This is a genomic window from Methanobrevibacter sp. (assembly GCF_017427765.1).
Taxonomy (GTDB): domain Archaea; phylum Methanobacteriota; class Methanobacteria; order Methanobacteriales; family Methanobacteriaceae; genus Methanocatella.
Genome location: NZ_JAFRSC010000010.1, coordinates 35,282 through 55,655, shown reverse-complemented (window position 1 = coordinate 55,655; position 20,374 = coordinate 35,282). Strand labels below are relative to the sequence as shown.

The following is a 20,374-nucleotide window of genomic DNA, read 5'->3' as shown; positions in this document are numbered from 1 at the left end:
TAAAAACTTTAAAGTGTTAATTATATATGCTTTGTAAAAATCCTATTTGATTTTTTGCAAAAATTTTTTAAAAATCAATTCTTATTCCGATTTTTACTTAGAATCTTTTAAAGTAATCTGATTATTATTTATTCAGATTTACACTTGAAATTTCACTTCAATTATAAAAAATAAGCAACCAAATTCAATAAAACCTTTAATTCTGAATAAATCATATAATATTTCTTTCAGGATATGATAAAAAGGTTCTCATTGTTATGTGGCCTCCTTAAGACACAGACAATATTAAATTGATAGATATATTGAAAAATAATCTATATTAATTTTAAAATCTAAACTATTTTCATGAGGAAATTTTTGAAGTTTGCATTGAAATCAATGGAAGACACTACTGATTATTTTAGTTTTAGTAATTCTTCAAACTATTTTCCAAATAGAAATCATTAATCTATTCAGTATCGCTTTAAAAGACCTTAAAAGCCAAAAGATAAATCTGCTTTTTGATGATGGATTATTCATGATAATATATACAATACTTTCCATAATCACAATTTATGCAGTTTCTTTTCTCTCAACCAGAGTTTCATCAAAGGCAGCTTACCTCACCCGTGAGAAGATATTTCATATCCTAATGAACTTGCCTGATGAAGAGATAAACAAATTTAAAATCACAGGTTTGATTTCAAGATCAACCAGAGGAATGTACTCCGAACAGGGATTTATAATGATGATGCTTCAACATTTACTAATAATTCCATTCGTGTTTATAGGAATCACTATTGAAATAGCATTCATCGATAAGATTTTCGCAGCCCTGTTTGCAACATTTACCATTATAGTATCAATAATTTTAATTTTAAGATTAAAGCAAATTACAGAAATATTCTTTAAGGCTAAAAAGACATATGGAAAACTCAACGTGTTATTCGTGTCCAAAATCACAAATTTTACCAATAATATTCCATTTAAAAAACACGAAGCTAGGAATGAGTTTAAAAAAGCATGTGATGACTCCTATGATAAAAACATCAAATATCAATTAAGCCAATATTACCTCGGTCATGTATTATTATTGGTTTTAGATGTTGTCATTGTGATTCTATTGGCAATGATGAGTTCCGGGTTCCATATAGGTTTTGAAGCCAAAAGTGCAATTGATTCAGTGACCATAATACAATATCTATTATACTTTTTAACCACATTAACTGTTGTTCCAACCCTAATTGAGAGATAGCCACGTTCCTATGCTACTTCCGTACGTTTAGAAGAAGTTCTGACTTTAGAAGATAAAATTATAACTCAAAATGCAGATAATTTAAATAAAATAGAAATTATTAAAGAAGACATTGGAAACGATGAGAAAAATATATTTGTTGACAGAAAGGAAATTATCCGAAAATTCAATAAAGTATTAAACCATCACATGAATAAAGTAATAGTCTCAATGATTCTGCTTACCACCTCCACATTGTGCCTTGTCTATGCCCCTAAAGTTGCAGGAAATATAATTAACTTAATTGTAAGCAACACAAACTATTCTCATGATTTGACTATTTTCTTAAATATTGCCTTATTATTCGGATTGTATTTTGTAGGAAATCTGTTAAAATTACCATCTAATCGTTTTATGATTTTTATTGGTGAAAAAATAGCCCATAATTTAAGGATGGAACTGTTTGACAAAATAGATGTTATCGATTCAAAATTCCTTCAGCAAAACTCTAAAGGACACATTTTTTCCAGATTAAACAATGATTTGATGAATATCAGGGAGTTTGTCACAATCCACATTTCAGAAATCTTTGCGCAGTTTCTATCAATAATTTTCGTAATCATACTGATTTTGACAACTGACTGGAGATTAAGCCTGATATATCTGGTAACTTTACCAATTTATATTGCCTGTTTTTATTTGTGTGATGTCAAATCCAAAAAGCCCTATGAGAATCATCAAAAACAATTAGGGCGTATGATGAGCTATTTTGAAAGAAGTCTAAACAATAGAAATCAATATCACGAAAAGGGATTTGAAAAAATCAATGAAATTGTATCTAATCATTTCATCAAATCAAGAAATATTTCTAATGTATTACTGCCAATAACAACATTTTTGACAAATATAAGCAATATTACTGTTTATATTATAGGTTTTTATTTCCTAGTGTCTAATGAAATACAATTGGGTACTTTATTGGCAGTTATTCTTTATGGACAAATGTTAACAAATCCTCTAAAAAAAGTAAGTGCTTCAATAACTTCTCTTGAAACCTCATTTTCAAGCATTAAAAGAATATTTGAAATAATCGAATATCAAGACAATGAATAACAAGAATAAGTTATATAATATATTTCTATTGTCAATAGAATTAGATTCATTGTCGGTATAAAAAAAATATGTGAAAATAACCCTATTATTAAATAAATAGGGCTATTAATCACGTCGAATATTTTGTCATACATTTTTCTTTTATTTGAAAAATCTTTTTTGTGAAAAAAAGAATTATTACAAATAAAAAAGGCATATGTCCCACCCACCTGCCCAAAAATAATGGAATATAATCCATTAAAACTTATTTAAAGCTGATATAATTATTTGAAAATACACATTGTTTCGTCCTTATTCATGTCATGATAAAATTCCGCCTCATTATCGTCGAAATCAATAACCTGCATCATAGAGTATATATTCTCACTTAAATTAGGATTTATATCTTTCAGGATATTAGGATACTCAAATAGCATATCCCGATTGAATTCTATTTTTTTCTCGTTTTCAAATAATGCTCCATAATATATTTCTGCTTCTACCAAATCCTGGAACATATGGCTTCCAAAAGATAATTCAGGCATATAACCGACTTCACTGTATGCCTCCTCTAGAATTGCAGAGAAATGGCTAATATCTGCAAACACAACAGGAATACCCAATTCCGGAGAAGAAGTACCAATTCTTCCAGGAACTATTAACATTGCTGTCTTATCATTATTTCTGCAATAAGCATTTACCTCACTGATTACACGAGATATTGAACTTTTTTGAGCATATGGATATTCATAATACTTATGCGGATCAACATAGCAGATTGTGTCTATCTTATTCTTTCGTGACATTCCCATAGAAGATTCCTTAATATGGAAGAATACATTTTTATCTTCAGGCATTTCAATATCCTCATTATTTGTTGAAACCTGAAGAGGGCGACATTGCAATAAGTTTATATTAAAAGAATTATCTTCTCCAAAATTAACTGTATATTCAATGTCAACCGGATAGTCATAGGCAGTCTCCAAAGTATTCAGAATTTCTTTCATCTCATCAATAAACTCCTGATTTTTTACAATCCCTTCACAATTTACAAATACGATTTCACGACGTTGCCCACGTTCACGAAATAGTCTCTCTGCATCACGGTCGTGTTCTATTAAAACTTTTTTTGCATGTTTTGGAATAATGTCCAAACCTTCATCAATGGAAATATCATGCAGACTAATATTTTTCAAATCGATTACATCCAGATAATGTTGAGAATATCTATGTTTTTCCTTTATATCCTTCATCATAGTCAGTTCAGGCTTATCAAGATTGATGATTCTTGGATAATCCTTTTTTGTTCTGTCAACAGCTTTTGTTCCAAGACCCATTACAAGTCTTAGCATACCTTTGCTATTGTCCATATCCGGAAGCGGTGAATATGGGCTGTATGAAAATCCTACGCCCGCAGCGGTCGGGAAGAAATAATCATCATAATAAGAGCCGGAAACCCTTTGAACTAAAAGAGCCATCTGTTCATCAGCATCATCCAAACCGTTTAATTTCCTATATTCTAAAGCTGAAACATTCATTGTACTTGAATATACTACTTTCACCGCTTCTTCAAAAGCGGCCAAACGTTCTTCAAGAGTTCCCCTATTTACGCAGAACACTGATTCATATTTTCCGGCAAATGCATTACCGTACCCGTCTTCAAGAAAACTACTAGACCTTACAATAATTGGATTTTGTCCGAAATAATCCAAAATGCGTATGAATTCCTTTTTAATCTGATCTGAAAAAGTACCTTTTTTAAGAGCTTCCTCCAGCTGTTTACCATATTTATAATAACCTTCTTCTGTTCTTTGATTTACGCGAAGATCCCATAAGTCATTTGAAACAATGTAGGTGTAAAATAAATCAGAACCTATATAAAATGAATCGTCAGGTTCAAAATTGCTGTATATGTCCGGACGGTCTTTTTCAATAATTTTTCTTGCAAGCAGCATTCCGCAGGTTTTACCTCCTACCAAACCGCTGCCTACACGACGGTCATAGATTGTGATGTAATCTTCAAATGTGAAGTATTGCCTGATTTTGGAAAGCATCTTCTCATCTTTCGTCATCATCAGCTCAGAAATCTTATCGCACTCGTCCTCGATATTTCTGCCTTCTCCATACTCCCTTCTAAGTTGAAGCATATATCTTTCCCAACTGTCCAGAGTCTGTTCATTTTGATATTTGTCCGAATTGATGGTCTTGTAATATTTACTGACTTCCTGACCATCCTGCAGAACTTTAACAAAACCTGTTATCGGATTGAATTTATGTCCTAAAAACATGGTTTGTGAATATCTGTTCCATACTTTTAATGGAGTGACATAAACTTCCTCTGGAGAATTTGAGTATACATTCAAAAACAACTGTGTTGTTTCACGAATTTTAGCAATAGCATCATATGAATGCCTTCCACGAAGAATTGGGAAAAATGCTACTGTATCCAATTGGAATAAAAATGGACAGGTAACTTTAAAGAAATTACCCATCATCAAATCTGTTGACCAAACGGCCTGAAGGTCGCTTAAACAGTCAAAAACATAGAATGCATCGAAACCCTCTTTTTCAATAATTCTGTGAACTTCCAAAGTAAATGTCTCAAATTGCTTATATGGGTCTACATAATATATCTTAATCCCATCCCGCTCTATCATAGAAAATTCCGTGTCGGGATTGTTCTGTTCTATGTCCAGCAATCTGAAATCTTCTTCGCTCATCTCTATTAATGGAGGATGATTGGCAAACCTAATGTATATCAAGTTTCTATTATCCTCTTTTGCCTGCTTTACATAAGGATTGACAAAGTAAGAAAATTCATTTAAATTTGTAACATTCCATACTACATTATCCCCTAAACGAATATTGTCTAATGCTTTATCAAGCCCAGGAATTCCGGATTTAATTCTATCGAATGCAGCCATAATAATATCTCCTAAATTGATTTTTAATTTCTCACCATCGGCACTCCAGTTAATTGTGAAGCTTCCATTGTTAATGCAACAAGATCTTGACGTTCAAGATTTTCTATATCCGTGTTTCCAGCCTGCTGAGTTAAAGAGGTAACTTCCTGAGTCATTGCCTCAATATAATTTGCAACTTGCTGACCTTTTCTTATAGGGTCCAATCTTCTTCTAAGTACCCTATCCTGTGTTGCAATTCCTTTCGGACAAATTCCTTCAGAACAGGATTGGCAAACTTTACATCCTATTGAAATCAAAGCAGATGTTGCAATATATACTGCATCTGCACCTAAAGCTATTGCTTTTGCCACATCGGCTCCAGATCGTATTCCTCCTGCAGCCACAAGACTTACCTCACTTCTTAAATTGATGTCTTTAAGAGCATCATCAGCTTTTACTATTGCTTCTATTGTAGGAATACCAGCATGTTCTGTAACTACTTCAGGTCCGGCACCTGTTCCTCCCTGCATACCGTCAACCACAATTATGTCTGCACCAGCCTTTGCTGCAATTTTTACATCCTGTTCCACCCGACCTGCTGCAAATTTTACAATAATAGGTATTTTCCAGTCAGTAATTTCCCTCAATTGATCGATTTTCATTCCCAAATCCTCTGGTCCGACAATATCCATATGTCTGGCAGGACTTAATGCTGAAGTTCCTTCGGGAATGTTACGAACTCTAGCAACTTCTGCGGTTACCTTATGGGCAAGCAGGTGCCCTCCCATACCTGATTTTGCACCTTGACCTATTTTTATTTCAACAGCCTCAGCATTGTTTAAATATTTGGCTGAGACTCCAAAACGACCTGATGCGTACTGGGCAATCAGCTTATCGGCGTAATGCCTTTCTTCAGGAAGCATTCCTCCTTCACCAGTGTTGGTTATTGAACCTACTTTACTGCTTCCAATAGCCAATGCCATTTTTGCCTCCTTACTTAGCGCACCAAATGACATTGCTCCAATCATAATAGGAGTATCAATTTCGATTGGATTTTCTGCAAACCTATCTCCAAGCACTACTGAAGTTTTACAGGTTTCCCTGTATGAATCAATTGGAGGTCTTGATACCTGTGCTGGCAATATGCTTAAATCATCAAATGTTGGGATTTTTCTGGTTAATCCGCAACCACGTACCTTATATGATCCTGTTTGACTTTTACGTTTGATTTCAACCATTGTTGAATTTGACCATACTCCCCTTCCTTCATCAACAAGTGGCCTAACATATATCGCGTGTGTCGGACACATCTCTTCACAGATTTTGCATCCTACACAATTTTCCTGATGTATTGGCAGAGGTTCATCATTAATTACTTCATAAACACCATGCGGACAATTTGAATAACAGCTGTAACAGTTTTTACATGAGGATTTTTTAGGATTGTCACACAAATACCAGCAACAGCCTGGCCTGTCATTATTCTGCCTACATATCTCTATTTTCCTTTCAACAGTAAATGACATCTAATTCACCTCCTCATTAACATTTCTTAATGGTTTGAATACAGGACAGACAGAATATTTTGTTCCGCCTGATTTAATAACTTCATCAATATCACTTGTTAGCTTAGCATACGGTTTCCAAGCCAAATAATCCTCTTTATCAACAATCAGCGCATCAGTTACAATATCATTAGTCAATAAATAGTCCAGTAATGTTGTGACAATGGAACCGTCCTGACCCTGACTGTGTTTAAGGGATTTGACAGACAATACTTTTATAAACTCACCGATTGCTTTTGAATTGTCATTTCTCAAATCTTCAGGTATGAAAGTTCTTGGGCAAACTGCAAAGCAGGCATGGCAATCCTGAGGGCATTCCCCTTTCATTATCGGTTTTGTATCATCAATTGTTATTAGATTGTCAGGACATACGTATTCGCATGCTCCACAGAGTACACAAGCCCCAATATCAATGACATTTGATTTTAAATCTAAGAATTGAGACTCTGAGACCTCTTTTGCGATTGAATCATTGGATTTATCCCTCTGATACAATACTGGTCTAGCCAAAAATTCTCTTTTTTCTATCTCTTCCAGATTTTTATTTATTTTATTTACTGCAAGTTTAATTAACAAATTGAATTGTGAATCTGTAAGCTCTTTAGCCTCAATGAATTTTTGCTCCAATGCTCCATTGACAATTTCCTCACCTTTTTCTGTTCGGACTATCAATGTTGACCATCCTTCATCAGATCCTATAGAACCTATTGAAATATCAGATGTTTCTGATGTCAATTCAACACATATATTACAGTTTTTTCTGATTATCCTTTTAGCTATTGATATCGGAATTTTTACAGTCTCTCTGGTTTTCAATAATAAAAATACAAATCCTTTAGTTATTTGGAATTTTTCAATATCCTCCATTTTCAAATCGTACTCTTTCAAGAGATTTTCAAAGTATTTATATGAAAAATTTTCCATACAAAACAAGCCCAGTTTAACATCAATAGGACTATCAGTATAATGTTGAAGTTTGGAGGCTGCCATAATTTCACATGGAGTTCCAACCATTGCTATTCTTTTTTCACTCATCTTATCAGCCCCTATTGCATATTAACAATTTTTTTGAAATTCGCATAATCGCTGTCAGTAAGCTCAAAACCGTATTCAGTTAAAATTTCTTTAAGATCATTTATATCATCAGTTGTGGCTTTTTCCATAACAGCATTTTTTCCTAAGCTTTTCACATCACCAAGAACAAATATGGTTCCCCTCATAATTGATTCTCCAACATCGTCAGTAACATCACCAAGTATTATGAGTTTGCCTCCCATCATAAGCAACCCGGTCATGAACCCGCTGTTTCCACCAATTATTACAGTTCCACCTTTCATGATTTCTCCGGTTCTTGAGCCAGTATTACCTTTTACAATTACGGTTCCACCATAGATTCCTTGTCCAGCACCGTCACCTGCTGTACCTTCAATAATCAATTCCCCTTCTGTCATATTGTCTCCAGCAAACCATCCGGCATTTCCATTGATGTGTATCTTTGATCCGTTAACCATTGTTCCAACAAAATAACCTGCAGAACCATTGATTTCTATATCCACATCCTCAGTTAAACCCGCACAGATATTGTGTTTGGATTCGGGATTGTCAATAATGAGTTTATCATGATATTCGGCTTGTTCTTTTATGGTGCGATTTAATTCTTTTTCAGCCATGTCTTTTGCATCAATAACATATTCTTTCATAGATAAACCCCCTTAGATGGTGTAAGCCCTTGTTTCACCAGGGTAAATTTGTTCTATCTGATTTGAATCTGTAACATCATGCAATGCCATCTCTTCTGATGCAACTGCAAAAATTTCATCAGTTTCCACCATTACTCCTGGCCTGAGACCAAGTTTATCCTTTGCAATGCCTATTCCATTAGGTGTTCCCACCAATATTGAAAATGGACCATCCAAATCAATAACTGCCTGTTCTAAAGCTTCTTCCAGTTTATATCCCTGGTTAAGTTTATCCGCCATATAGTGAACAATACACTCAGTATCGTTAAATGATTCAAAAGTATGACCTTTTCTTTCTAAAGGATCCCTTATTTTCCAGTAATTGGTGATTTGTCCGTTATGGACTACTGTTATATCCGGTATGATATAACTCTGATATGGGTGTGCATGATAACGGTCTACGCCACTTTCAGTTGCAAAACGAGTATGTCCTATTCCATGTGTTCCCATCCTGCTTGAAACATCAAATCTTTCTGCAATGTCCTTTACTTTACCCACATCTTTTATCATTTCAAATGAATGTGAACCATTGATAACCCTTACATTTTCCAATTCATCTATTTCTCTTATGTATGGTTTTAAAAGAGAAAATTCGTCCAATGCTATTTTACATTTATATACATCAGAGTCTCCTACAGACTCAATTAGCTGCTCTTCAAATATTGGACTTATTTGAGTTAATAATGATTTTAAATTATCTAAAGCTCCCCTTTTTCTTTTTACTTCAATGTTTAACTGATAATAATTTTCAGGAAAATCCAAACTACCGTATATTGCATAACCTGCTGAGTCCGGACCTCTGTGCTGCAGAGATTCCAACATTGATGTTAAGGATTCACCTACAGAGTGAGCTTTTTTATCCTTGTATATTACACCTGCTATTCCACACATTTTTTCTACCCTCTATTTACATATGCCTTATATAAAAAAATATTCGAAAATTACATTATGCCTTTTAAAAATAATAATCACAAAATCTTGATTCTAAAATTACAATATGCCTTAAAATTAATAATTCTAAAATTTCACCGTTTACAAAATATCCCTGACTTTTAATGATTTAATCTTATTTTCAACCTCCAGAAAAAATTTTTTGATTGGTGGATAAATCATCAATCTTTTCCACCAATTCAGATAATTGAATAATTATACGTTCAAGTACTCATCCCTTTCATAATCAAATACCTGTATTCTGTATGAATCCCATTCAGCTCTTTTGATATTGTAGAATTGATTGAACACTTTTTGCCCAAGTGCATTAATGACAACTTCATCCTCTTCTAATGAGTGGTATGCCTCCCATAAACTTGTTGGCAAATTATCAATTCCTTTTTGGGCAATTTCATCTTCAGAATATGCAAACAGGTTTTCTTCAGTTGGTTCACCAGGGTCAATTTTATTATCCATACCATCCAGACCTGCTTCAAGTAATACTGCAAATGCAAGGTAAGGATTACATGATGGGTCTGCGGATCTGCATTCAATCCTTGTACCTAATCCACGGGATGCTGGAATTCTTAATAAGGTTGACCTATTTTTAAAACCATATGCTATGTAACATGGTGCTTCATAACCTGGCACCAAACGTTTATAAGAGTTAACAGTTGGAGATAAAATTGCAGATAGAGCAGGAGCATGTTTTAACAATCCGCCAATGAAGTATAATGCTTCCTGTGATATTTGATTTTCAGTATTTGGATCATAGAAAATATTTTCCCCATCTTTAAACAGACTTTGATTACAGTGCATTCCACTACCATTAATTCCAAGGAATGGTTTTGGCATGAATGTTGCTTTGAAACCTAAGTTATTGACAACTGCTTTAACGGCCTCTTTAAATGTTATGACCGCATCAGCTGTTTTTAAAGCATCAGCATATTTGAAATCGACTTCATGTTGACCTGCTGCCACTTCGTGGTGACTTACTTCAACATCGAAATCCAATTTTTCTAAGCCCAGTACAATTTCCCTTCTGATGTCAGTACCCTGATCCAATGGTTCAACATCAAAGTATTCCGCTTCATCTGCAGGAACGTATTTCCCATTTTCATCTTTCCTTATAATGAAGAATTCAGGTTCAGGACCCATATTAAATTGATATCCTCTTTTTTCCGCTAATTGTAATGATTTTTTAAGAACACCTCTTGGATCACCGTCATATGGTTTTCCATCAGTAGTGAAAATATCACATATGAATCTTGCGGTACCCTGTACCTCCGGCCTCCATGGAATTGTTGAGAAAGTGTCGATATCTGGTTTTGCAAGCAAATCACTGTCATTAATTGAAGCTAAACCTGCTATTGATGAACCATCAAACAGTAATCCATCATTTACAATATCTTCAACATCACTTGCTTTTTTAAGAGGCACAGCCATACTTTTAGGTAATCCATGAATGTCGGAGAGCTGTAACTTCAAAAATTTTATATCATTTGCATCGATTGTCTTAATTACTTGATCTAATTTGTTATCTTTTGCTGACATTTTTTCACTTCATTTTTTGAGTATATTAACCACTAGTTTAATAATATGAAAAGTGGAAAAACACTTTTGACTAAATGAATTTAATTAAATATATAGTCGGAAGGAAACTTCCTTCCGACTAATAGTTTTATCTGCATTAATATATAAATGTTTTGAAAATAGCAAAATACAAACTAGAAATTCATCTTCTTTTTTTCTTTATTTTCCAAATATATATTATTAATATTGTCAAAATAGCCAATCTGTTTAAATATATACGCCATATGCATTTAGTTTACCTGTTGAATTAGCGAATTGCCAGAATATCCAATAACCGATTACCTAAATTTTTGAATATTAATCTCATTTTTTTTGAAATACAAACCTTTAAATATTATAAACAATAATAGTTATATGTCGGAAGAATACTTCCGGTAAATATATTCCGATATATCGGATTAACAATTATTTAAATTAAATTATTTATAGAGAAGATAAAATGGATATAATATTTAGTTCAGGCGATACCGCATGGGTGCTCATTTGCAGTTTACTCGTACTTTTAATGAGCATTCCTGCAGTTGCATTTTTTTATGGAGGATTAAGTAAACGTAAGAATGTTTTAAATACAATTTTTTTAACTTTCATCGCATTTTCAATTGTAAGTGTAATTTGGGTGACATTCGGATATCAATTTGCATTTGGTAGCGATATTTCAGGTATTATAGGATCACCTACAAATTTCTTCTTGCAAGGAATTGCATTAGATGATTTAACCGGAACAATTCCAACATTATTATTTGTGATGTTCCAATGCGCTTTTGCAGGTTTAACTGTTGCCCTTATTTCTGGAGCATTAGTTGGAAGGATGAAAACAAAAGCATGGATAATATTTACAATTTTATGGGCTTGTATAGTCTATGTCCCTGTAGCCCATTGGGTATGGGGAGGAGGATGGCTAATGCAATTAGGTGCCCTAGATTTTGCAGGTGGTGCAGTAGTTCACATGAATTCCGGAGTAGCTGCGCTAGCTGTTGCATTAGTATTAGGAAAAAGAAAAGACACCTCCCTTATTCCGCATAACTTAGGATATGCTGTTCTCGGTGCAGCATTACTCTGGTTTGGATGGATGGGATTCAATGGAGGATCAGGTCTTGCAGCTGATGGGCTTGCGGCAAATGCTATCATAGTATCAAATGTTGCAGCAGCATTAGGTCTAATAGTATGGACTTCATTAGATACTTACATTGTTGGAAAACCTACAGTTTTAGGTGCAATTTCCGGAGCTGTTGCAGGTCTTGTAGCAATTACTCCTGCAGCAGGATTTGTCAATGTTCCCGGAGCAATAATAATTGGTGGAGTGGCTCCATTCGTATCATACTTTGCAATTTACTACTTAAAAGCAAAACTCGGATACGACGATGCTTTAGATGTATGGGGAATTCACGGAATGTCCGGTGTTTGGGGAGCACTCGCAACAGGAATCTTTGCAGTGCCTTCCGTAGGTGGAGTTGCAGGATTAATTGCAGGAAATCCTAACCAAGTGGTTATTCAAATAATCAGTATTGTTGCTACACTTGGATACTCATTTATTATAAGCTTTATACTTGCTAAAGTTCTAGATAAAGCATTAGGCGGAATAAGAGTAGAAGACCATGAAGAAATTGGAGGTCTTGATGCTAATCTTCATAAAGAATCAGCATATAATCTTAACTAGGTGTAAAAATGAAAAGTATAGTTGCTATTATTAGACAAGAAAAATACCAGGACGTTAAAAAGGCCCTTTTAGATGTAGGCTGTGAAGGTATGAACGTCACTGAAGTAAAAGGGCGAGGAAGCCAAAGAGGAATTAGAGAAACTTACAGAGGATCCAGTTATTGTATTGATTTAATTCCAAAAACACGTATTGAAATTGTTGTCAAAGATGAAGGTGTTGACACCATTATAGAAGCAATTAAAAAAGGTGCATACACTGGAAATATTGGAGATGGAAAGATATTCATTTATCCAATCGATAACGTGATTAGAATAAGAACCGGTGAAGAAGGAGATAAAGCAGTGTAGCTATAGCCTTACAAATTTAAAAGTTAAAATATGAAGTGTATTCACTTCATTATTTTTTTTATATTGAATCAGCACGCCATTACCTTAATCTTTGTTGAATACCCATTAAAACATGTTAAAGAATGTTAAACTCTTTTTTTTAAAAATTTCCCAATATATGTAATTGCTGCCGATACTATTATTGCCAGAAGTGTTGGGCCTAGAAATACAGAATCCTGATATATTGCCAATTGGTATGTGATAAAACCCGCAAGCCATGCAAACATATTCCATTTTGAAATACATTCATCATCCATATTCAAATAGAATGAAACCGCTAAAACTGCAGCCATTGGAGCAAATACTGAAGCGACAAGATAAAGAAAACTAATATAATGACCCATAATGCCTAAAATTGCAATAACTGCACTTATAAAACTTACAATTACCCCTACGATTTTTGGGTTGAGTTTATGGAAAATAGCTTTGGCGGATTCCCCTGCAGAATTGGCTGCAAGAAAGTTAGTTGTAATAGTCGAAAGAACCATAATTATAACTCCCGGAATTCCAAGATTTGCAAGAAGAATTGCCTGTGCAACATTATTCAGGCCCATACCTGCAATTTCAATTCCAATAAAATACATCCAAAGACTAGCTATGGTGTATGCCGCAGCAGAAACCGCAGTAGCATTAATCGGTTTTTCAACATCCTTTGTGTAGTCTGAAATAACTGGCAGCCATGAGATTGGCATAGCAATTGAAATTTCAAAAATATTCCAGAAGTCAAGAACCTTAGAATTAGCATTTCCAGCTGATATAATTCCTGACGCATCAAATCCATATAATCTGACAGTCAATATTGCAAGAAGAATTGTAAGAACCATCATCACAATTGCAGTAACTTTCGATGAACGTTGAAGGCCCACATAAACCCAAATAGCGATAAATATTGCAAATAGCATACAAATTAATGGAAATGAAATTTGAGGATCTAATCCTGCTAAAGCCGATGCACCCTGAGCATTCAATACTGCTACCCATGCAACCAGCTGCAAAACATTCAATGAGGCAAAAAACTTAGATCCATATCTGCCAAAAGTTGATTCAGTTGTTTCCATTGCGTTCTTTCTAACGCTGGCACCTATATAACCCACTAAAAAGAGCATTATTCCGCCCAGCAAATGTCCCAGTATTAATGGAAACCACAATGAGTTCAAAGATGAGAGGGTTCCAATCTGTATTCCCGCTTCAATTTCGGAAACGGAAATGGCAACTCCAAACCAAATAATTCCATTTGTAAAAATTCCAGTACGATTTTCCATATTATTTGTCCTTAAAATTATGGTTAATGATTCATCCACCTGCCAAAATGGTTTTTGTTCCTTCTTTTGAAATCTCTTCCTTTTTAAACTCAACATCAAATTTAACGCTTTCAATCACTTCTTTTAGTGCTTCAAGAGTTTCATTCCTATGAGCGCCTAAAACGGCAACTAAAAATAAAGTGTCTCCTGTGTAAAACTCACCAATATAATGAACAACAGAAATTTCATGAACATTGTATTTGATTTTGGCATTTGCAACAATCTTTTCAATTTCTTTTAATGTTTCATCAGTATCCTGAGTTGATAAAATTAACTTTTCCAAGTGCATGTTTTCATCTTTTCCACGCACCATTCCCTCAAAAGTAAAAATGGCCCCAGAATAGTCAATTTTGCTGCTTTTTTTCAAATCAGCAATTAAATCAGCTGTTGTAACTTTATCTTCTTTTGCCTTTATAACTTTTACTACCATTCAAAATCACCTTTTCATAAATAAAAATAAATAATTTAGCATAATCCATGCTTCATCATATATTCAATTTTCAATTCGGATATCCAAAATATCACAATAGTTATATTTTAAAACTACCAATATATAAATATAACAATAGTTAATTTTTAAGTGAAGAAATGAGAAACTAAAGTCAACTTAAAATCCAAAGGATAGATGTGAGATTATGACAAAAGACTATCATATAATTGAAGCTTTAGGTAAAACTGAAGTAGTAATAGAAAATGGAGAAGTAACCTCCGTTGGAGAACCCATTGTTGATTTCTGCCCTATTTTTTATAAAATTGATGGTGCTGAACATCTAACTAAAGATTTCATAAAATGGAATATGGAAAAAAGAATTCGTGAATTTGGGATGTGCACACCCCAAAGAGTAGTAAAAATGAAAGATTTCATGAGTTTTGGAATATCTGAAATTCTAAGAACAAACGTTGAATTGGGGTTGATTGATTGTGTTGTAGGCGTATGTGAAGGCGTCGGAACATTACTGATGACAGATCCTGAAATCATTCAGGGAGTGGGCGGGCGAGTATCAGCACTCATAAGCACCACCCCAATACCTGAAGTCATTGAGCAAGTTGGTATTGAAAATGTGGTTAATCCAGAAACTGCTGAATTAAATCCGATTAAAGGATTGGAAATGGCAATTGAAAGAGGCTATAAGAATATTGCCGTTACAATTTTACCATGCAAATCAATTGAAGAAATTGGCCAATATCCTTTACCTGATGATGTGAAAACATACATGTTTGTAGCGCACACCACAAATGCAAGTCTAAAAGAAGTGGAAACTGCATTTAAATACTGTGAAGTCATTACTGCATGTTCATCTAAAAATGTTAGAGATTACGCTGAAAAAGAAAAATCCTACTACTCAGGATCCAAAGTTCCAATTATTGCAATTAGTGAAAAAGGGAGAGAATTCTTAGATAATAGACTTGAAAAAATAGGCAAACCCCTGACAACAAATGAATATCCTATGAATAAGGATGAACATTCAAAACCGTTAGTTTAAAAAAAAATAGTGAAAGAGGAATTTATTGAATATCCCATTCATTATTATTTCCAAAAATATATATTAGAGATTCAATCGAATCTCCTAATATTTTCATATGCCTTTTGAATATATTCCTCCTGGTTCATGTCATCGCATGCTTTTTTCAAAAAAGGTTTGCGTTTTATTAGATGTTTAATGATTTTTTGTGTGTAACTGCGATTTACTTTAAATTGGTTGCCAATATTGAATTCTTTGACTAGGTTTTCATGGTAAATACTGTATTCCAATGTTTTATTGAATACATAACCTGTGGCACGCAAATTGAAATTCAATGCCCTTTCTAAATCCTTATCAGGAACAAATTCAATTTTATCAGTCAAAATAAAACTCTTTCAACCATAAAACTCAAAAATCCACACAAATTAATTTTTAGACAAAAAAGAACAATCATCATATTCTCCCTAAAAAAATACATTTAGGATCCCATAAAAGAAACCTGCATTTTTACCCAAAGGAACTAAAATAACTGTTCTTTTCCATAACTATAAGTATATACACTTACAATAAAAAGAGATAATCCAAGAGAGCATTTGAAAAGTAATACATTTTTTTAATGAAAAAAATTATAATACCTCCTCAAAGTGCAATTCATCTCCGGCTTAAAGAAGCCGGAGAATTCTTGCACAAAAAGGTTAAATTATAATCCATTCAAACACCATATTAATTTTATTTGTACTGAAAAAATAGAAACTATAAAACAGTTTTTGAATATGAAAACTATTTTCGTTTATCCTCCGTATATTATTTGAACTAATTGGATTTCATCCCCGTCCTCAATTACGCTTTCTTCGATTGCTAACTCCCCGTTTTGCTTTGCAACAATTGTTTGAGCAGATAATTCCATATCATCCAATAAGTTTTGAATAGTATAATTGTCTTTTAAATCTCGTTTTTCATCAATATCCTTAAATTTTAAATTAAAACTCATTATATCACCTTAAATATTATTATTAACGATTTTTGCCACTTTTTTTGCTATTGCAACTATAGTCAGTATCGGAGGCCTTCCAGGAGCTTCAGGAATAACGCTTGCATCACAAACATACAACCCTTTTATTTCAGTTTCAAAGTTTTTATCGACAACTTCACCTACGGCAGCAGTTCCTCCAGGATGTGCTCCTTTAAGTGAAGTCGCAACAATTGAATCCCTCGGTACCCCTAATTTCAATAAAATATTAATTGCTTTATCGTAGCCTTCCTTTATTAAATCAACATCAACTTTCGTTAATGTCTTTTCAATGTTTCCCTCCTTGTCAATGGTTCCAATGCATGTATCTGCAAACTTAAGCATCAATCCAATGACATCCTTATCAGTTGCATCAATGCCTTTCTTCTCCATCAGCGGAAGCAACTGCATTGAATAGTGGGGAGATAAAAAGTAAGGTCCAAATTCAGCCTTAACGCCCATCATCAATTCATTTTTTAGATTTGCATCTTTCAGATATCCTCCAATTGTTGTAAAAATGTCAAAAAATATCTGGTCACCAACATTTTTGATTCCTGAATTTTTTAATATTATTGGAGTATTCAAGGCACCTGCACTTATGATAACTTTTTTTGCTTTGAAAATATGTGTTTCATTGTTTTTATCAATTCCAACAACTCCAATTACCTCATTATTCTCATGCAATATCTCAAATACGTTAAAATCACAGATTAATTCGGCACCATAATCCAAAGCTTCATTGACAAAGTAAGTTCCATCCCATTTAGCATCAAACACACATCCGTTAACACATCTGCCGCATAGCTTACATTTTTCAAAATTTATGAATTTGGGCATCGGCTCAACAATATAACCTAATTCCTGACCTGCTTCGGCAATTAGTTGTGTTGAATGCCCCCATAGCTTTTTAGGAAAATATCTGACATTTAACTCACCACTAGCTTCTAAAAGCTCCTCAAATATATCCAGATTCTTATCTTCAAATTGCTGCATTATTGAGTTTGAATAGCATCCGCTGCATGAAAAGCACGCATTGCCGATTGATGATGTTGTTGTTCCACCAATTTCTTCAATGTTTGTCAGCTCCAAGGGCAGGGTTAAAAATTCATAATTTATTTTATCTTCACAAGACAATTTATTGTCTAAATGAATCTTCTTGGTTTTCATGTGTTTTACATAACTGCCCTCTTTTTGTTTTCTTCCCTTTTCTAGAATTAAAACATTCCTTCCATTTAAACTTAAATCCTTTGCTACCGTTGAACCGGCAGCACCAGTTCCAATAACAATTACATCATGAATACTTATTCCTCCAAAATATTAACAATTGTTATATTATTTTCTTATGATTTAAATTTTTCTGTATATGATTAAATTAATTTAAAAAAGAGATTGGAATCGTTTAAAAAAATTATTAGAAAAATAAGTACCAAAACAACTCCCTCTGAGAAAAATTAAAAACATTTATATACTTTAATTACACTATTTGTATTAAGGAAAAAAATAACTATTGTTATATTTTGTTATATTTTTCCCAGTTCGGGTAGGAAAAAAAGACTTGATTGATAAAACCTAAATTAAAAAAACCGTTTTATTGTCTCCAAAGAATAAAATACGAAATGAGTTTTAAACACAACTTCTAAAATCACAAATCCTAAAAAAAAACTCATTTAAACAAAGAGCATCTAGAAAAAGGTGCTCTTTGTAATTCAAACTATAAATAATTACTCAAAACACATGTGATAGAATGGATTTGGAAGATAAAATAAATATTGTGAAAAATATCTTAAAAAATAAAAAAGTAGCTATTGGATTTTCAGGCGGTGCCGACTCAACTTTAATAGCCTACCTATCTTCAAAAGTTGCAAAGGATACCCTGGCCATTACAATAGATAATCATCTGCTGCCAACAGGTTTTGTAGAGAATACAAAACAGGTTGCAGAAAGATTTGGAATCAAACATGAAATATATGACATAAACTTTTATGAAAATGAATACTTCATGTCAAATGCCCCCCGCAGATGTTATACCTGTAGAAATTTAATGTATTCTACAATCGAGAAAATAGCTCATGAAAATGGTTTTGATTTCATTTGCGATGGAAATAATATCAGCGATTTGGTAATTGACAGGCCAGGAATACTAGTAACCTATAAAAAAAAGTTTAAAACACCGTTTATTGATGCCAAATTAACTTCAAAAGAAATTCATGAGTACCTGAATAGGAATAATATTCCATATTCAAGATCTACCACTTGTCTTGCAACAAGAATACCTACAAACACTCCAACAACAAGAGAAAAAATCTCAAGAATCAGCAAATGTGAAGATTTTATTCTTGCAAACACCGATTGTGAAATTGTTAAAGTTAGGGATTTGGGAAAATTTGGTATATGTGAAGTGGATAACTTGAATGAAATATTGAAAGAAGATAAATTTAAAGAGATTAACAATGAATTAAAAAGGCAAGGATATGAAAAAGTTGCATTAAATTTATCGCAAATCGATGATGATGAATACATCAGTATTGAGTTCAGCGAAGGTTCATTTTCATATCAGTTGCCATTCACAATAAATTTGGAAAATACTGGAAAACTACTCAAAAGCGAAATCATTTCTAAAAGCGATGATGTAATCAAAACAGAAAAAATTACAATACACGAAAACGGATTGATTAGAGGAAATGACTTTGAAAATTATGAAAATGCATTATATGCATTCATGGAAATATTATCAAAATTAAGAAGAAATATTTAGGTGATAAAAATGCCAACAAGATATATAGGTGACGGATATTGGGAAATTGCATCCCGTCAGATGAGTATAGTAACAAGAAGCGAACAAGAAAGATTTAAAGATGCGAAAATCACAGTTATCGGCTGTGGGGGAATCGGTGGTGAAACCATCGAAATGCTTGCAAGAATGGGTATTGGAGAACTTGTTCTGGTCGATAAAGATGCCTTTGACCTTTCAAACTTAAACAGACAAACTTTAGCATCAATAGGTGATTTGGGGCTTGATAAAAGTGCAGTTGCTAAAGAAAAAGTTAGATTAATAAACCCCTATGTTAAGGTCACTACATTCAATGAGCATGTTGATCAGACAAACATAGATAAGGTAATCGGCGATTCCAATATCATTATCGATGCACTCGACAATGTTTTAACAAGAGTAATCGTTTCAAGAGCTGCAAAAGAAAAGGGAATTCCTTATATCCATGGAGCAATTCATGGAACCCTAGGACAGATTACAGTATTCCTGCCGAATAGTGAAAAAACATATGAAGAGATGTTCAATCTTCCGTCATTGGGTAAAGACTTGACAAAAGAAACAATTGAAGCTTTAAAAGGAGTGACCTCAGGAGTCCCACCTGTTATCGGACCTACTCCAAACTTGATCGGATGTCTTGAAGCATTTGAAGCTTATAAAATAATAACTGGAGTCGGCAAAGTAACCGTTGCTCCAAAAATATTAACATTTGATTTATTGGATTTAAGTTCATTTTCATTAGATAAACTTTAAATC

The 20,374-nt window shown here is 33.5% G+C and carries 18 protein-coding genes; 7 read left to right on the top strand and 11 right to left on the bottom strand.

The window, feature by feature from the left end:
• The first annotated feature begins 517 nt into the window (after positions 1-517).
• Positions 518-1,234, top strand: a complete 717-nt coding sequence (locus IJL02_RS02385) for a hypothetical protein (RefSeq protein ID WP_292808631.1) — start codon at positions 518-520, stop codon at positions 1,232-1,234.
• Positions 1,235-1,423: 189 nt separating this feature from the next.
• On the top strand, positions 1,424-2,326 hold the full coding sequence (locus IJL02_RS02380; protein WP_292808629.1) for an ABC transporter transmembrane domain-containing protein: 903 nt from the start codon (positions 1,424-1,426) through the stop codon (positions 2,324-2,326).
• 263 nt (positions 2,327-2,589) lie between these two features.
• On the opposite strand, the gene IJL02_RS02375 is transcribed toward IJL02_RS02380, so the two are convergent.
• The 6 genes from IJL02_RS02375 to glnA all read right to left on the bottom strand — a co-directional run bounded on the left by IJL02_RS02375 (position 2,590) and on the right by glnA (position 10,996).
• Positions 2,590-5,250, bottom strand: a complete 2,661-nt coding sequence (locus tag IJL02_RS02375; protein WP_394357489.1) for a PEP/pyruvate-binding domain-containing protein — start codon at positions 5,248-5,250, stop codon at positions 2,590-2,592.
• A gap of 2 nt (positions 5,251-5,252) precedes the next feature.
• On the bottom strand, positions 5,253-6,734 hold the full coding sequence (locus tag IJL02_RS02370; RefSeq protein ID WP_292808625.1) for a glutamate synthase-related protein: 1,482 nt from the start codon (positions 6,732-6,734) through the stop codon (positions 5,253-5,255).
• Positions 6,735-7,808, bottom strand: a complete 1,074-nt coding sequence (locus IJL02_RS02365) for a Coenzyme F420 hydrogenase/dehydrogenase, beta subunit C-terminal domain (RefSeq protein ID WP_292808623.1) — start codon at positions 7,806-7,808, stop codon at positions 6,735-6,737. It abuts the gene before it with no gap.
• Positions 7,809-7,819: 11 nt separating this feature from the next.
• Positions 7,820-8,473, bottom strand: coding sequence for a tributyrin esterase (locus tag IJL02_RS02360; protein ID WP_292808621.1), 654 nt, complete (start codon positions 8,471-8,473; stop codon positions 7,820-7,822).
• Positions 8,474-8,485: 12 nt separating this feature from the next.
• Entirely contained in the window at positions 8,486-9,403 is a 918-nt protein-coding gene (locus IJL02_RS02355) for a glutamine amidotransferase (protein WP_292808619.1), read from the bottom strand.
• Positions 9,404-9,658: 255 nt separating this feature from the next.
• Positions 9,659-10,996: a type I glutamate--ammonia ligase gene (gene glnA / locus IJL02_RS02350; RefSeq protein ID WP_292808617.1), complete on the bottom strand. Its 1,338-nt coding sequence runs from the start codon at positions 10,994-10,996 to the stop codon at positions 9,659-9,661.
• Positions 10,997-11,474: 478 nt separating this feature from the next.
• On the opposite strand from glnA, the gene IJL02_RS02345 reads away from it, so the two are divergent.
• Positions 11,475-12,692, top strand: coding sequence for an ammonium transporter (locus tag IJL02_RS02345; protein ID WP_292808615.1), 1,218 nt, complete (start codon positions 11,475-11,477; stop codon positions 12,690-12,692).
• Between the two features lie 8 nt (positions 12,693-12,700).
• Positions 12,701-13,039 carry a P-II family nitrogen regulator gene (locus IJL02_RS02340; protein ID WP_292808613.1) on the top strand — a complete coding sequence of 113 codons (339 nt, stop codon included), beginning with the start codon at positions 12,701-12,703 and terminating at the stop codon, positions 13,037-13,039.
• 125 nt (positions 13,040-13,164) lie between these two features.
• Here the strand turns inward: IJL02_RS02340 and IJL02_RS02335 are convergent, their stop codons facing one another.
• Together IJL02_RS02335 and IJL02_RS02330 are read right to left on the bottom strand one after the other, a co-directional pair.
• Entirely contained in the window at positions 13,165-14,340 is a 1,176-nt protein-coding gene (locus tag IJL02_RS02335) for a cytosine permease (RefSeq protein ID WP_292808611.1), read from the bottom strand.
• 31 nt (positions 14,341-14,371) lie between these two features.
• Positions 14,372-14,809, bottom strand: coding sequence for a molybdenum cofactor biosynthesis protein MoaE (locus IJL02_RS02330; RefSeq protein WP_292808609.1), 438 nt, complete (start codon positions 14,807-14,809; stop codon positions 14,372-14,374).
• 205 nt (positions 14,810-15,014) lie between these two features.
• On the opposite strand from IJL02_RS02330, the gene IJL02_RS02325 reads away from it, so the two are divergent.
• On the top strand, positions 15,015-15,863 hold the full coding sequence (locus IJL02_RS02325) for a methanogenesis marker 8 protein (protein WP_292808607.1): 849 nt from the start codon (positions 15,015-15,017) through the stop codon (positions 15,861-15,863).
• Between the two features lie 71 nt (positions 15,864-15,934).
• Here IJL02_RS02325 and IJL02_RS02320 read toward each other — a convergent pair whose 3' ends face one another.
• The 3 genes from IJL02_RS02320 to IJL02_RS02310 form a co-directional block, all read right to left on the bottom strand.
• The gene (locus tag IJL02_RS02320; RefSeq protein WP_292808605.1) at positions 15,935-16,225 is read right to left on the bottom strand and encodes a hypothetical protein; all 291 of its coding nucleotides are present in this window, start codon (positions 16,223-16,225) and stop codon (positions 15,935-15,937) included.
• A 407-nt stretch (positions 16,226-16,632) separates the two neighbouring features.
• Complete coding sequence (locus tag IJL02_RS02315) at positions 16,633-16,833, bottom strand: MoaD/ThiS family protein (protein ID WP_292808603.1); 201 nt, start codon at positions 16,831-16,833, stop codon at positions 16,633-16,635.
• 9 nt (positions 16,834-16,842) lie between these two features.
• Complete coding sequence (locus IJL02_RS02310; protein WP_342765170.1) at positions 16,843-18,018, bottom strand: GMC family oxidoreductase N-terminal domain-containing protein; 1,176 nt, start codon at positions 18,016-18,018, stop codon at positions 16,843-16,845.
• A 577-nt stretch (positions 18,019-18,595) separates the two neighbouring features.
• Between IJL02_RS02310 and IJL02_RS02305 the strand changes: the two genes are divergently transcribed.
• Entirely contained in the window at positions 18,596-19,606 is a 1,011-nt protein-coding gene (locus tag IJL02_RS02305; RefSeq protein ID WP_292808601.1) for an ATP-binding protein, read from the top strand.
• A gap of 9 nt (positions 19,607-19,615) precedes the next feature.
• Complete coding sequence (locus tag IJL02_RS02300; protein WP_292808599.1) at positions 19,616-20,371, top strand: HesA/MoeB/ThiF family protein; 756 nt, start codon at positions 19,616-19,618, stop codon at positions 20,369-20,371.
• Positions 20,372-20,374 lie beyond the last annotated feature (3 nt).